This window comes from Gibbsiella dentisursi (assembly GCF_039539505.1).
Lineage (GTDB): Bacteria > Pseudomonadota > Gammaproteobacteria > Enterobacterales > Enterobacteriaceae > Gibbsiella > Gibbsiella quercinecans.
Genome location: NZ_BAABDG010000011.1, coordinates 1 through 13,060, shown reverse-complemented (window position 1 = coordinate 13,060; position 13,060 = coordinate 1). Strand labels below are relative to the sequence as shown.

At 55.7% G+C, this 13,060-nt stretch carries 14 protein-coding genes and 2 pseudogenes; 14 read left to right on the top strand and 2 right to left on the bottom strand.

The genetic code is table 11. The annotated features are described in order from the left end of the window. Positions 1-20: 20 nt before the first annotated feature. Positions 21-1,940: an ABC transporter ATP-binding protein gene (locus ABFX35_RS22315; protein WP_346082940.1), complete on the bottom strand. Its 1,920-nt coding sequence runs from the start codon at positions 1,938-1,940 to the stop codon at positions 21-23. A 135-nt stretch (positions 1,941-2,075) separates the two neighbouring features. Here ABFX35_RS22315 and kefG point away from each other — a divergent pair. From kefG to slyD, 4 genes and pseudogenes are all read left to right on the top strand, one after another. After that, positions 2,076-2,630 (top strand): annotated as a pseudogene (kefG, locus tag ABFX35_RS22310) (glutathione-regulated potassium-efflux system ancillary protein KefG). After that, positions 2,630-4,435 carry a glutathione-regulated potassium-efflux system protein KefB gene (gene kefB, locus ABFX35_RS22305; RefSeq protein WP_279027777.1) on the top strand — a complete coding sequence of 602 codons (1,806 nt, stop codon included), beginning with the start codon at positions 2,630-2,632 and terminating at the stop codon, positions 4,433-4,435. Before kefG ends, kefB begins: the two are co-directional and overlap by 1 nt. Before the next feature lie 14 nt (positions 4,436-4,449). After that, complete coding sequence (locus ABFX35_RS22300; protein ID WP_095846789.1) at positions 4,450-4,653, top strand: YheV family putative zinc ribbon protein; 204 nt, start codon at positions 4,450-4,452, stop codon at positions 4,651-4,653. A 93-nt stretch (positions 4,654-4,746) separates the two neighbouring features. After that, positions 4,747-5,322, top strand: coding sequence for a peptidylprolyl isomerase (gene slyD / locus ABFX35_RS22295; RefSeq protein ID WP_279027782.1), 576 nt, complete (start codon positions 4,747-4,749; stop codon positions 5,320-5,322). A 53-nt stretch (positions 5,323-5,375) separates the two neighbouring features. On the opposite strand, the gene ABFX35_RS22290 is transcribed toward slyD, so the two are convergent. Beyond that, positions 5,376-5,603: a protein SlyX gene (locus ABFX35_RS22290; RefSeq protein ID WP_095846791.1), complete on the bottom strand. Its 228-nt coding sequence runs from the start codon at positions 5,601-5,603 to the stop codon at positions 5,376-5,378. A 38-nt stretch (positions 5,604-5,641) separates the two neighbouring features. Here ABFX35_RS22290 and ABFX35_RS22285 point away from each other — a divergent pair, with 38 nt between their 5' ends. The 10 genes and pseudogenes from ABFX35_RS22285 to ABFX35_RS22240 form a co-directional block, all read left to right on the top strand. Continuing rightward, positions 5,642-5,788 carry a hypothetical protein gene (locus ABFX35_RS22285; protein WP_346082938.1) on the top strand — a complete coding sequence of 49 codons (147 nt, stop codon included), beginning with the start codon at positions 5,642-5,644 and terminating at the stop codon, positions 5,786-5,788. Between the two features lie 204 nt (positions 5,789-5,992). Next, complete coding sequence (fkpA, locus tag ABFX35_RS22280) at positions 5,993-6,814, top strand: FKBP-type peptidyl-prolyl cis-trans isomerase (protein WP_346082937.1); 822 nt, start codon at positions 5,993-5,995, stop codon at positions 6,812-6,814. Between the two features lie 413 nt (positions 6,815-7,227). After that, entirely contained in the window at positions 7,228-7,941 is a 714-nt protein-coding gene (locus ABFX35_RS22275) for a helix-turn-helix transcriptional regulator (RefSeq protein ID WP_279027789.1), read from the top strand. Positions 7,942-7,952: 11 nt separating this feature from the next. Beyond that, a complete protein-coding gene (tusD, locus tag ABFX35_RS22270; protein WP_428832229.1) occupies positions 7,953-8,342 on the top strand; it encodes a sulfurtransferase complex subunit TusD in 390 nt (129 codons plus the stop codon). A gap of 8 nt (positions 8,343-8,350) precedes the next feature. After that, positions 8,351-8,710 (top strand): sulfurtransferase complex subunit TusC, encoded by a 360-nt coding sequence (gene tusC, locus ABFX35_RS22265; RefSeq protein ID WP_428832228.1) that lies wholly within the window; start codon positions 8,351-8,353, stop codon positions 8,708-8,710. 8 nt (positions 8,711-8,718) lie between these two features. Next, positions 8,719-9,006 carry a sulfurtransferase complex subunit TusB gene (gene tusB / locus ABFX35_RS22260; RefSeq protein WP_346082935.1) on the top strand — a complete coding sequence of 96 codons (288 nt, stop codon included), beginning with the start codon at positions 8,719-8,721 and terminating at the stop codon, positions 9,004-9,006. 143 nt (positions 9,007-9,149) lie between these two features. Further along, on the top strand, positions 9,150-9,524 hold the full coding sequence (gene rpsL, locus ABFX35_RS22255) for a 30S ribosomal protein S12 (RefSeq protein WP_004930426.1): 375 nt from the start codon (positions 9,150-9,152) through the stop codon (positions 9,522-9,524). A gap of 97 nt (positions 9,525-9,621) precedes the next feature. Next, entirely contained in the window at positions 9,622-10,092 is a 471-nt protein-coding gene (gene rpsG / locus ABFX35_RS22250) for a 30S ribosomal protein S7 (protein ID WP_279027795.1), read from the top strand. A 96-nt stretch (positions 10,093-10,188) separates the two neighbouring features. Further along, positions 10,189-12,303, top strand: a complete 2,115-nt coding sequence (fusA, locus tag ABFX35_RS22245; RefSeq protein ID WP_346082934.1) for an elongation factor G — start codon at positions 10,189-10,191, stop codon at positions 12,301-12,303. A gap of 83 nt (positions 12,304-12,386) precedes the next feature. Then, positions 12,387-13,060: pseudogene (locus ABFX35_RS22240) on the top strand (GTP-binding protein); the annotation flags it as partial.

Here is a 13,060-nt window from a genome sequence, read left to right as displayed (position 1 = left end):
GGCCTACCCAGGGCGCGGCGTTAATTTTCCGCTTCAAACGCCTGGGTTAACTGTTCCAACTGTTCCTGCGCGTCGAGCCAGGTCATCTCCGTTTCTTCCAGCGCGGATTTGGCCTGGCTTTGCTGTTGCAGGCAGTCGGTCAACTCGGCCTTACGGCTGTTGTCGTACAGTGCGGAATCCGCCAGTTTCTCTTCAATCGCTGCCAGATCGGCGCCCAGTTTTTCCATCTGCTGTTCCAGCTTGGCGATCTGTTTGCGCAGCGGTTGGGTTTGACTGCGGAATTCCGCTTCGCGCCGTTTCTGGTCTTTACGCGCCTGAGCGCTGTTGCCGTTATCTTGTTTCGGGGCGGCGTCCTGCTGCGCCTGCTGTTTTTGCAGATCGCTTAGCCATTGCTGGTAGTCTTCCAGATCGCCGCTAAAAGGCTCGACCTGGCCGTCGTGCACCAGATAGAGATCGTCGGTGGTGGAGCGGATCAGGTGACGATCGTGCGAAACCACCACCAGCGCGCCTTCGAAATCGATCAACGCTTCGGTCAGCGCCTGGCGCATGTCCAGATCCAGGTGGTTGGTTGGTTCATCAAGCAGCAGCAGGTTCGGGCGCTGCCAGACGATCAGCGCCAGCACCAGGCGGGCTTTCTCGCCGCCGGAAAAACGCTGCGTCGCTTCGGTGACTTTATCGCCCTGGAAGCCGAAGCCGCCGAGATAATCCCGCAGTTGCTGCTCCAGCACGCGCGGCGCCAGGCGGCTCAGATGCTGCAGCGGCGACTCATCCGCACGCAAAAACTCCAACTGATGCTGGGCGAAGTAACCAAGCTTGATGCCTTTCGCCAGGCCGATTTCGCCGCTCAATGGCGCCAGCGTGCCGGCCAACATTTTGATCAGCGTCGATTTACCGGCGCCGTTGCGCCCCAGCAGGCCGATGCGCGAACCCGGCACCAGGTTCAGCTTGATGGACTGCAGAATGACCTTGTCGCCGTAGCCGGCGCTGACCTTATCCATCCGCAGCAGCGGGTTGGGCAGGCTTTCCGGCTCGCGGAAGCTGAAGCTGAACGGGTTATCGACGAGCGCCGGGGCAATCAGCTCCATGCGTTCCAGCATCTTGATGCGGCTCTGGGCCTGCTTGGCCTTGGTCGCCTTGGCGCGGAAACGGTCAATGTAGTGTTGCAGGTGGGCCACTTTTTCCTGCTGGTGCTGATACAACGACTGCTGCTGCGCCAGCTTGGTGGCGCGCTGGCGCTCGAACGAGGAGTAGTTGCCGGTGTATTCGTTCAGCGTTTGCTGCTCAATATGCAGGATTTTATCCACGATCGGATCAAGAAAATCGCGGTCGTGCGAGATTAAAACCAGCGTGCCGGAATAGCTTTTCAGCCAGCGCTCAAGCCAGATGACCGCGTCCAGATCCAGGTGGTTGGTCGGTTCGTCGAGCAGCAGCAGATCGGAACGGCAAATCAGCGCCTGCGCCAGGTTGAGGCGCATACGCCAACCGCCGGAAAACGCCCGGACCGGGCTTTGCAGCTGTTCGTTGGAAAAACCGAGGCCGTGCAGCAGGCTGGCCGCGCGCGCCTGAATGGTCCAGGCGCCAATGGCATCCAGTTTGCCGTGCAGCGTGGCGATGGCGTTGCCGTCGTTTTTCTCATTCGCCAACTGCAATTCGGCCTCAAGCTGGCGATATTCGCGATCGCCGTCGATAACATACTCAAGCGCCGGCACGTCGAGCGCGGGCGTTTCCTGGTTAACCCAGGCCAGCGCCCAGTTGCTGGGAAAAGTGTAGCTACCGCCGTCCGCGGCGATTTCACCTTTCAGCAGCGCCAGCAAGGTCGACTTGCCGCAACCGTTTTTACCCACCAGCCCAACTTTCTGGCCCGGATTAACCGTAGCGGTGGCGTTATCCAGCAAGACGCGGGTGCCGCGTCGGATTTGTAGCGAGGAGAAAACAATCATAAAGCGCCGTAAGTTTAGAGTATGTTAAATTGAGATGGTGTAAACATTGACAGGGCAGATGCTGCCCTATTTTTAGTCTTTGCGCAGCATGGTAACGGAAAACCGCTATCATGACGACGCTTTGGAGGGGGAATGATGTCGCAGCCGCCCAAGGTTTTGCTGCTGTACGCCCATCCGGAATCCTAGGACTCGGTAGCCAACCGGGTTTTGCTGCAACCGGCACAGCAGTTGGAGCATGTCACCGTGCACGATTTGTACGCGCACTACCCAGATTTCTTTATTGATATCCATTTTGAACAACAATTATTGCGTGACCATCAGGTTATTGTTTTCCAACATCCTTTGTATACCTACAGTTGCCCGGCCCTGCTGAAAGAATGGCTGGATCGCGTGTTGTCCCGCGGCTTTGCCAGCGGCGTGGGCGGCGATGCGCTGGCCGGGAAATACTGGCGCTCGGTGATCACCACCGGGGAGCCGGAAGGAACGTACCGTAGCGGCGGCTATAATCGTTATCCCATGGAGGATGTTCTGCGCCCGTTCGAACTGACGGCGGCCATGTGCCATATGCATTGGCTGACGCCAATCATCGTTTACTGGGCGCGCCGGCTGAAGCCGGACGTGTTGGCCAGCCACGCCAAGGCCTATGGCGACTGGCTGCGTAACCCATTACCGCAGCAAGGAATGCAATAATGGAAGGAAATACCTTACTGACTGCCATCCTGCTGTTTCTGTTCGCGGCCGTCGTGACGGTGCCGATCGCGCGGCGGCTGGGCATTGGGGCGGTGCTCGGCTACCTGATCGCCGGGGTGGCCATTGGTCCGTGGGGGTTGGGGTTCATTCGCGACGTGGCGGAGATCCTGCATTTCTCCGAGCTGGGCGTGGTGTTCCTGATGTTCATCATTGGGCTGGAGCTGAACCCTGCCAAGCTGTGGGCGCTGCGCCGTTCTATCTTTGGCGTGGGGGCCGGCCAGGTATTGATTACCGCAGCGTTGCTGGCTGCGCTGCTTTGCCTTTCCCGTTTTTCCTGGCAGGCGGCGGTGATCGGCGGCATTGGCCTGGCGATGTCCTCAACCGCCATGGCGCTGCAATTGATGCGCGAAAAGGGGATGAACCGCAACGAAGGCGGCCAGCTCGGCTTTTCTGTCCTGTTGTTCCAGGATATGGCGGTGATCCCGGCGCTGGCGCTGATCCCGATCCTGGTCGGCGGCGGCACCAGCGATGACTGGCAGAAGATCGCGTTAAAAGTGGCGGCCTTCGCCGGTATGCTGATCGGCGGCCGTTACCTGCTACGCCCGCTGTTCCGTTATATGGCCGCTTCCGGCGTGCGTGAAATCTTTACCGCAGGGGCGCTGTTGGTGGTATTGGGCGCGGCGCTGTTTATGGACGCACTGGGCCTTTCGATGGCGCTGGGCACTTTTATCGCCGGCGTGCTGCTGGCGGAAAGTGAGTACCGCCACGAGCTGGAAATCGCCATCGAACCTTTCAAGGGGCTGCTGCTGGGGCTGTTTTTTATCTCGGTGGGGATGGCGCTCAATATGGGCGTGCTTTATACCCATCTGGCCGAGGTATTGATTGGCGTGGTGGCGCTGATCGCGATTAAATCCTGTGTGTTGTACGGGCTGGCGCGGGTGTTTGGGCTGCGTACCTCGGTGCGCCTGCAATTCGCCGGCGTGCTGAGCCAGGGTGGGGAGTTTGCGTTCGTGCTGTTCTCGGCCGCGGCGACCCAGCATCTGCTGGACGCGGATCAACTGGCATTGCTGCTGGTGGTGGTTACGCTGTCGATGATTACCACGCCGCTGTTGATGCAGATTATCGACCGTATCCTTGCCCGCCGCTACAACGCCGCCAGCGAAGATGAAGAGATCCCCTATGTGGAAGATGACGATCCGCAGGTGATTATCGTCGGCTTCGGCCGCTTCGGCCAGGTGATCGGGCGCCTGCTGATGGCGAATAAAATGCGCGTCACCGTGCTCGAACGTGATGTCAGCGCGGTTAGCGTGCTGCGCCGCTATGGTTATAAGGTCTATTACGGCGATGCGACCGAATTGGAACTGCTGCGCGCCGCGGGTGCGGAAAAGGCCAAATCGATTGTGATAACCAGTAACGGCCCGGAAGACACGATGGAAATCGTCCACCTGTGCCAGCAGCACTTTCCCCATTTGTCCATCCTGGCGCGCGCGCGTGGCCGCGTAGAGGCGCATGAGCTGTTGCAGGCCGGCGTGGAGCTATTCAGCCGTGAAACCTTCTCCAGTGCGTTGGAGCTGGGGCGCAAGGCGCTAATGACGCTGGGCATGCATCCGCACCAGGCATATCGTGCACAGCAGCACTTTCGGCGGCTGGATATGCGCATGCTGCGTGAGTTGATGCCGCCGCATCAGGGGGACGTCGCGCAGATTTCCCGGGTTAAAGAGGCCCGAAGGGAGCTTGATGAGCTGTTCTACCGTGAAATGCAGCAGGAAAAGCGGCAATTTAATGGTTGGGACGAATATGAATGATCAGGAGCGCAACAATGTCTGCAACGCGTAAGCGGTTTATCGCCGGTGCCGTATGCCCGGCCTGTAACGCGATGGATACCCTGGCGGTCTGGCGTGAAGATCAGGTGGAAGTTGTCGAATGCGTTAAGTGCGGCCACCATCAGCGCCAGCCTGAAGCACAGGTGGAAAAACACGTGCGGCCGCAGGAACAGGTGATAGGGATTTTCCATCCGGAGTAGCGTTATTTGCCGTGATTTCTTATGCTGAAGGGTACAGCGGTCCAGATTTCCGTTACAATCTGTCCGGTTTAGATTCCAACGGTAGGAGATATCATGAAAGTAGCAAAAGACTTGGTGGTCAGCCTGGCTTACCAAGTACGTACAGAAGACGGTGTTTTGGTTGATGAGTCTCCGGTGAGTGCACCGTTGGACTATCTGCACGGGCATGGTTCTCTGATCGCAGGTCTGGAAAAAGCGCTTGAAGGCCACGATGTCGGCGATCGCTTTGACGTGCATGTCGGCGCTAACGAAGCCTACGGCAACTACGATGAAAACCTGGTGCAGCGCGTACCGAAAGACGTTTTCATGGGCGTTGATGAGCTGCAGGTTGGCATGCGTTTCCTGGCTGATACCGATCAGGGCCCGGTTCCGGTTGAAATCACCGAGCTGGACGGCGACCACGTGGTGGTTGACGGCAACCATATGCTGGCAGGCCAGAACCTGAACTTCAACGTGGAAGTCGTGGCAATCCGCGCTGCCACTGAAGAAGAGCTGGAGCACGGCCATGTGCACGGTGAACACGATCACCACCACGAACACGGCGACGGCTGCTGTGGCGGTCATGGCCACGATCATGATCACGACCACGGTAAAGGCGGTTGTGGCAACGGCGGGTGCGGTTGCCATTAATCCGGCGCGCAGGTGTTTCAAAAGGTCGCTTAAGGCGGCCTTTTTTATCGCGCTTAGTAATGCGGCGGCGGCGTCTCTTCTGACTGCGGCGCAATCATCGAAGGTTGCGTGGCGCGCAGCTTATCCGTCAGCAGGCGCAAGTGATCGCGCAGTTTTAATATTTCAAGCTGCTGTTGCACCACGGTTTTGTTCAGTTCTTCGATGGTGACTTCCTGAAAGGCCTGGCGGCTCTCCAGTTCTTCAAGCCGCTGTAGCAGGCTTTGGTTGTCGGCATTGTGCATGATGCGGCCTCTGGGTCGTAAAGCGGAAAACAGGCGCTATGTTAACAGCTGGCGTGGGCTTTGCGTTGCGCTATTTCACGTTGTCGTTTCAACGCCGTGGTCAGGCCTGGCACAGTGGCGGCCGTTGCGCCGGTGAAAACCGCAGCGGTGCCCGCCATCGCTATGCTAAATGGCCGTGGGGGTGATTATTTCTGCGCGTAATAATCAAGAAATATCTGATTTATCATGCAGGTAGAAAATCAGACGAAACTTCTTCATGGATGCGTGGTCACATTTTGACTCGATTGGTTACCTGTACGGCTGTTTTGTTGTCTTGCGGGCGGCTATAGTAGCCTGGTTATCTTACTAAATGACGTTTTGGGGCTTTGCTTCAAATACGGGAGAAATGGATGAAATCTTTGTTTAAAGTTACGCTTCTGGCAACCACCATGGCATTTGTGTTGAACGCGACCCAGGCAATGGCGGCCGATGCGGCGAAACCGGCGGACACTTCAGCTTCACCAAGTACCGGTAATTTCAAGAACGATGACGAACAAGCCGCGTACGCACTGGGCGCTTCCCTTGGCCGTTACATGGACAATTCCCTGAAAGAACAGGAAAAACTGGGTATCAAGCTGGATAAGGATCAGTTGATTGCCGGTGTTCAGGACGCGTTCGCCAATAAGAGCAAACTGAACGATGCCGATATCGAAAAAACCCTGCAAGGTTTTGAAGCGCGCGTGAAGGCTTCCGCTCAGGCGAAGATGGAGCAGGACGCGAAAGATAACGAAGCGAAGGGTGCGAAATACCGCGAAGCCTTCGCCAAGGAAAAAGGCGTGAAGAAAACCGCCTCTGGCCTGCTGTATCAGGTAGAAAAACCGGGTACCGGCGAGGCGCCGAAAGACAGCGATACCGTGGTGGTCAACTACAAGGGTACGCTGACCGACGGTACGGAATTTGATAACTCCTACACCCGTGGTGAGCCGCTTTCCTTCCGTCTGGACGGTGTTATCCCAGGCTGGACCGAAGGCCTGAAACACATCAAGAAAGGCGGCAAGCTCAAACTGGTTATCCCGCCAGCGCTGGCCTACGGTAAAACCGGCGTTCCTGGTATCCCTGCCAACTCCACGCTGGTGTTCGACGTTGAACTGCTGGACGTGAAAGCCGCGCCGAAAGCCGATACCAAAGCGGAAAAACCGGCAGGCGAAGCCGCTGAAAGCAGCGCGCAATAAGCCCGTCCCTCTGAACGCTGCCCCGGGTTAACGCCCGGGGCAGTTTGCGTTTTGCTGCTCCAGCATCCCACCTGCAACGTTAGCCATGATGCTGACGGATCGCTTGACGCCCTGGGCCCTGTGGGCTTAACGTCAGAACCATGCGCAAATGCAAGGAATTTATGCCGGCGGTTTTGCTAAACTAGCTGTCCGGAATTACATGCCAGGCGCCTGCCCCTTAGGGCGTGTATCTAAAACTGTTCCCGGCCGATATGGCCTGTGGACGCTCGTCGTGCTGTTTCATACTGATGTCAGCCTGTTTATCGCAAAGGGATGCCGCAGCCGGTATTCGCCGCGTAAACGGGGCCTGAACGAGCAGTTTTAGCTGCGCCCCCTGGCACAGGCGATCTAGATTTATGAGGGTGGAATCTTTAATGTCTAATTCGCTTTTATCCAGCGAGGCCAGCGAAATGGATTTGCTGGACGAACGTCCGTTTAGCCAAACGGATCATGAAATTCTTAAGTCGTATGAATCGGTGGTCGACGGTTTGGCGATGCTCATCGGCAGCTACTGTGAAATCGTGCTGCACTCGCTTGAGGATTTGAAATGTTCTGCGGTGCGCATTGCCAATGGCGAACATACCGGGCGCAAGATTGGCTCGCCGATTACCGATTTGGCACTGCGTATGCTGCACGATATGGCCGGGGATGACAGTAGCGTATCCAAAACCTATTTCACGCGCGCCAAGAGTGGCGCCCTGATGAAATCGGTGACGATCGCTATCCGCAACCGTGAGCAGCGCGTGATTGGTTTGTTGTGCATCAACATGAACCTGGACGTGCCGTTTTCCCAGGTGATGCAAACCTTTATGCCGCCGCAAACCCAGGAGGACGTGCCTTCCCCGGTTAACTTCGCTTCTTCGGTCGACGAACTGGTGGCGCAAACGCTGGAGTTCACCATTGAAGAAGTGAATGCCGATCGCAACGTTGCCAACAACGTTAAAAATCGCCAGGTGGTGCTCAACCTGTATGAAAAAGGCATTTTTGATATCAAGGATGCGATCAACCAGGTGGCCGATCGCCTCAATATCTCCAAACATACCGTGTATTTGTACATCCGCCAGTTCAAAAATGGGGATCTGCTGTGAGTTCATCCCCCGTGCTGGACTATTGCCTGATGGTGACCGGCCCGGCATACGGCACGCAGCAGGCCAGCAGCGCCTACCAGTTCGCTCAGGCGCTGCTGGCGAAAGGCCATCGCCTTGGCAGCGTGTTTTTTTATCGGGAAGGGGTGTTGAACGCCAACCAACTGACATCACCCGCCAGCGATGAGTTTGATCTGGTGCGCGCCTGGCAGCAACTGGCGCAGCAGCATGGCATCGCGCTGAACGTCTGCGTGGCGGCGGCGCTGCGCCGTGGCGTGGTCGATGCCAAAGAAGCCGCCCGCCAGGATTTGCCGGCGTGCAATATGCAGCCGGGCTTTACCCTTAGCGGGCTGGGCGCGTTGGCGGAAGCGGCGCTCAGTTGCGATCGCATGGTGCAGTTTTAATGAGCAGGATGAAACGCATAGCCTTTGTCTTTACCCATGGCCCGCATGGCTGCAGCAGCGGCAGGGAAGGGCTGGATGCATTGCTTGCCACTTCGGCGTTAAGCGAAGACATCGGCGTATTTTTTATTGGCGATGGCGTCTTGCAACTGCTGCCAGGCCAGCAACCGGCAAAGGTGTTGGCGCGCGATTATATCGCCACTTTTGGCGTCCTGCCGCTGTATGACGTGGAGCAGTATTATCTGTGCGAAGCCTCTTTACAGGAGCGCGGATTGGCGCAGGAAACTGGCTGGGTGCTGGATGCCGACGTGTTGCCGCCGCAGGCGTTGCGCCAACGGCTCGCCGGCTATGATGTGGTGATGACCTTCTAGGAGCCCCCATGCTGTTTACCCTGAGCCATTCCCCCACCGAATGCGATCTGCCCGCGTTGCTGCGCCTGGCGCAGCCGGGCGATGCGTTGCTGCTATTGCAGGATGGGGTGTTGGCCGCCCTGGCCGGCAGCCTTCATCTGGCGCAGTTTCAGCAGGCTCCCGTTGTGCTGTTTGCCCTGCGGGCCGATGTGGAAGCGCGCGGTTTGTCTGGTTATATTTCACACAACGTGACGGTCATCGGTTATACTGAGTTCGTTGAGCTGACCGAAAAACACCCGGCTCAAACGGCCTGGTAGGCGCATGATGTTGTATATTTCTTGACACCTTTCCTGGTCAGCCATAAAATTCTGCGTCCTCGTACTTTGCCAGTCGTGCATACGAGGGGATTTATCACATGTTTACGAAGCAAGATACGAAGCAAAAACCAGGAGCTTTTTGAATGGCAACGATTAACCAGCTGGTTCGCAAACCACGCTCTGTGAAGGCTGCTAAAAGCAACGTTCCAGCGCTGGAAGCCTGCCCGCAAAAACGTGGTGTATGTACCCGCGTATATACCACCACCCCGAAAAAACCAAACTCCGCACTGCGTAAAGTTTGCCGTGTGCGTTTGACTAACGGTTTCGAAGTGACTTCCTACATCGGTGGTGAAGGCCACAATCTGCAGGAGCACTCCGTGATCCTGATCCGTGGCGGTCGTGTAAAAGACCTGCCAGGTGTGCGTTACCACACCGTTCGCGGCGCACTTGACTGCTCCGGTGTTAAAGACCGTAAGCAAGCACGTTCCAAGTACGGTGTGAAGAAGCCAAAGGCTTAATGGTTCTCCGTTAAGTAAGGCCAAACATTTTTAACTTTAATGTCAAAATAAACTCGTAGAGTTTTGGACAATCCTGAATTAACAACGGAGTATTTCCATGCCACGTCGTCGCGTCATTGGTCAACGTAAAATTCTGCCGGATCCTAAGTTCGGATCTGAGCTGCTGGCCAAATTTGTAAATATCCTGATGGTAGATGGTAAAAAATCTACTGCTGAAGCAATCGTCTATACCGCGCTGGAGACCCTGGCTCAGCGTTCTGGTAAAGCCGAACTGGAAGCTTTCGAAGTAGCCCTGGAAAACGTGCGCCCGACTGTCGAAGTTAAGTCTCGCCGCGTTGGTGGTTCTACTTATCAGGTACCAGTTGAAGTCCGTCCGGTTCGTCGTAATGCCCTGGCAATGCGCTGGATCGTTGATGCTGCTCGTAAACGCGGTGATAAATCCATGGCTCTGCGCCTGGCGAACGAGCTGTCTGACGCAGCAGAGAACAAAGGTTCTGCTGTTAAGAAGCGTGAAGACGTTCACCGTATGGCAGAAGCCAACAAGGCGTTCGCCCACTACCGCTGGTAATGACCACGCAGTAGTTATGCTAACCAAGCGGGCGCTTCAAGAAGCCGGCCCGCTTGGGTTAACTGAACTTGAACGCCCTAGGAATAGAGGAATCAAATGGCTCGTACAACACCCATTGCACGCTACCGTAATATCGGTATCAGTGCGCACATCGACGCCGGTAAGACCACTACTACCGAACGTATTCTGTTCTACACCGGTGTAAACCATAAAATCGGTGAAGTTCATGACGGCGCAGCCACCATGGACTGGATGGAACAGGAGCAGGAGCGTGGTATTACCATCACTTCTGCAGCAACGACTGCTTTCTGGTCTGGTATGGCCAAGCAGTTTGAGCCGCATCGCATCAACATCATCGACACCCCAGGGCACGTTGACTTCACCATCGAAGTAGAACGTTCCATGCGTGTTCTTGATGGCGCGGTAATGGTTTACTGTGCAGTCGGTGGTGTTCAGCCACAGTCTGAAACCGTATGGCGTCAGGCTAACAAATACAAAGTTCCACGTATTGCGTTCGTTAACAAAATGGACCGCATGGGTGCGAACTTCCTGAAAGTTGTAGGCCAGATCAAATCTCGCCTGGGTGCTAACCCGGTTCCTCTGCAGTTGGCCATCGGCGCAGAAGAGCATTTCACCGGTGTTGTTGACCTGGTGAAAATGAAAGCCATCAACTGGAGCGAAGCGGACGCAGGCGTAACCTTCACTTATGAAGAAATTCCTGCCGAGCTGCAAGATCTGGCTGACGAATGGCGCCAGAACCTGGTTGAGTCCGCAGCGGAAGCTTCTGAAGAGCTGATGGACAAATACCTGGGCGGCGAAGAGCTGACCGAAGAAGAAATCAAGAAAGCGTTGCGTCAGCGCGTGCTGAACAACGAAATCATCCTGGTTACCTGTGGTTCTGCATTTAAGAACAAGGGCGTACAGGCGATGCTGGATGCGGTTATCGAATACCTGCCGGCACCAACTGACGTTCCTGCAATCAACGGTATGCTGGACGACGGTAAAGACACGCCGGCTGTGCGTCACTCTGATGACAATGAGCCGTTTGCTGCTCTGGCGTTCAAAATCGCTACCGACCCGTTTGTGGGTAACCTGACGTTCTTCCGCGTGTATTCCGGCGTTGTTAACTCCGGCGACACCGTACTGAACTCTGTGAAAGCTCAGCGCGAGCGTTTCGGCCGTATCGTTCAGATGCACGCCAACAAACGTGAAGAGATCAAAGAAGTTCGTGCAGGCGACATCGCTGCGGCTATCGGCCTGAAAGACGTCACCACGGGTGATACGCTGTGTGACCAGGATTCCCCGATCATTCTGGAGCGTATGGAATTCCCTGAGCCGGTAATCTCCATCGCAGTAGAACCGAAAACCAAAGCTGACCAGGAAAAAATGGGTCTGGCTCTGGGTCGTCTGGCGAAAGAAGACCCGTCTTTCCGTGTATGGACTGACGAAGAATCTAACCAGACCATTATCGCTGGTATGGGTGAGCTGCACCTCGACATCATCGTTGACCGTATGAAACGTGAATTCAACGTTGAAGCGAACGTCGGTAAACCTCAGGTTGCTTACCGTGAAGCGATTCGCGCGAAAGTTACCGATATCGAAGGTAAACACGCCAAGCAGTCAGGTGGTCGCGGTCAGTACGGTCATGTTGTTATCGACATGTACCCGCTGGAGCCGGGTTCCAACCCGAAAGGCTACGAGTTCATCAACGACATCAAAGGCGGTGTAATTCCTGGCGAATACATCCCTGCCGTTGATAAAGGCATCCAGGAGCAGCTGAAAGCAGGCCCACTGGCTGGCTACCCGGTTGTTGATCTCGGTGTGCGTCTGCACTTCGGTTCTTACCATGACGTTGACTCCTCTGAGCTGGCGTTTAAACTGGCTGCGTCTATTGCCTTTAAAGATGGCTTTAAGAAAGCAAAACCAGTTCTGCTTGAGCCAATCATGAAGGTTGAAGTAGAAACGCCTGAAGAGAACACCGGTGACGTTATCGGTGACTTGAGCCGTCGTCGCGGTATGCTGCGCGGTCAGGAATCTGAAGTGACTGGCGTTAAAATTCATGCCGAGGTACCGCTGTCTGAAATGTTTGGTTATGCAACTCAGCTGCGTTCTCTGACCAAAGGTCGTGCATCATACACGATGGAATTCCTGAAGTATGATGATGCACCGAACAACGTCGCTCAGGCCGTTATCGAAGCCCGTGGTAAATAAGCTTTCAAGCTAGCTTTCGGGTTTAACACAATGATCCAGTGCTCCCCCCAGCAGGAGGGAGCACAAAAGTAAGGAATAAAGCCGTGTCTAAAGAAAAATTTGAACGTACAAAACCCCACGTTAACGTTGGTACTATCGGTCACGTTGACCATGGTAAAACCACGCTGACCGCTGCTATCACCTCCGTACTGGCTAAAACCTACGGCGGTGCTGCTCGTGCTTTCGATCAGATCGATAACGCACCAGAAGAAAAAGCTNTACGATACCCCGACTCGCCACTACGCGCACGTTGACTGCCCAGGGCACGCCGACTACGTGAAAAACATGATCACCGGTGCTGCACAGATGGACGGCGCGATCCTGGTAGTTGCTGCGACTGACGGCCCAATGCCGCAGACCCGTGAGCACATCCTGCTGGGCCGCCAGGTTGGCGTTCCTTACATCATCGTGTTCCTGAACAAATGCGACATGGTTGATGACGAAGAGCTGCTGGAACTGGTAGAGATGGAAGTGCGTGAGCTGCTGTCTCAATACGATTTCCCAGGCGACGACACCCCGGTAATCCGTGGTTCCGCACTGAAAGCGCTGGAAGGCGAAGCAGAGTGGGAAGCGAAGGTTATCGAACTGGCAGAAGCGCTGGACAGCTACATCCCAGAACCAGAGCGTGCGATTGACAAGCCGTTCCTGCTGCCAATCGAAGACGTATTCTCTATCTCCGGCCGTGGTACCGTGGTTACCGGTCGTGTAGAGCGCGGCG

Bases quoted from the DNA above. Each gene is read 5' to 3' on its own strand.
- ABFX35_RS22285 (WP_346082938.1), top strand. From the start codon at position 5,642: ATGTTAACAGCTGGCGTGGGCTTTGCGTTGCGCTATTTCACGTTGTCG.
- ABFX35_RS22275 (WP_279027789.1), top strand. From the start codon at position 7,228: ATGTCTAATTCGCTTTTATCCAGCGAGGCCAGCGAAATGGATTTGCTG.
- slyD (WP_279027782.1), top strand. From the start codon at position 4,747: ATGAAAGTAGCAAAAGACTTGGTGGTCAGCCTGGCTTACCAAGTACGT.
- fusA (WP_346082934.1), top strand. From the start codon at position 10,189: ATGGCTCGTACAACACCCATTGCACGCTACCGTAATATCGGTATCAGT.
- kefB (WP_279027777.1), top strand. From the start codon at position 2,630: ATGGAAGGAAATACCTTACTGACTGCCATCCTGCTGTTTCTGTTCGCG.
- ABFX35_RS22300 (WP_095846789.1), top strand. From the start codon at position 4,450: ATGTCTGCAACGCGTAAGCGGTTTATCGCCGGTGCCGTATGCCCGGCC.
- ABFX35_RS22290 (WP_095846791.1), bottom strand. From the start codon at position 5,603: ATGCACAATGCCGACAACCAAAGCCTGCTACAGCGGCTTGAAGAACTG.
- tusB (WP_346082935.1), top strand. From the start codon at position 8,719: ATGCTGTTTACCCTGAGCCATTCCCCCACCGAATGCGATCTGCCCGCG.
- tusC (WP_428832228.1), top strand. From the start codon at position 8,351: ATGAAACGCATAGCCTTTGTCTTTACCCATGGCCCGCATGGCTGCAGC.
- fkpA (WP_346082937.1), top strand. From the start codon at position 5,993: ATGAAATCTTTGTTTAAAGTTACGCTTCTGGCAACCACCATGGCATTT.
- rpsG (WP_279027795.1), top strand. From the start codon at position 9,622: ATGCCACGTCGTCGCGTCATTGGTCAACGTAAAATTCTGCCGGATCCT.
- ABFX35_RS22315 (WP_346082940.1), bottom strand. From the start codon at position 1,940: ATGATTGTTTTCTCCTCGCTACAAATCCGACGCGGCACCCGCGTCTTG.
- rpsL (WP_004930426.1), top strand. From the start codon at position 9,150: ATGGCAACGATTAACCAGCTGGTTCGCAAACCACGCTCTGTGAAGGCT.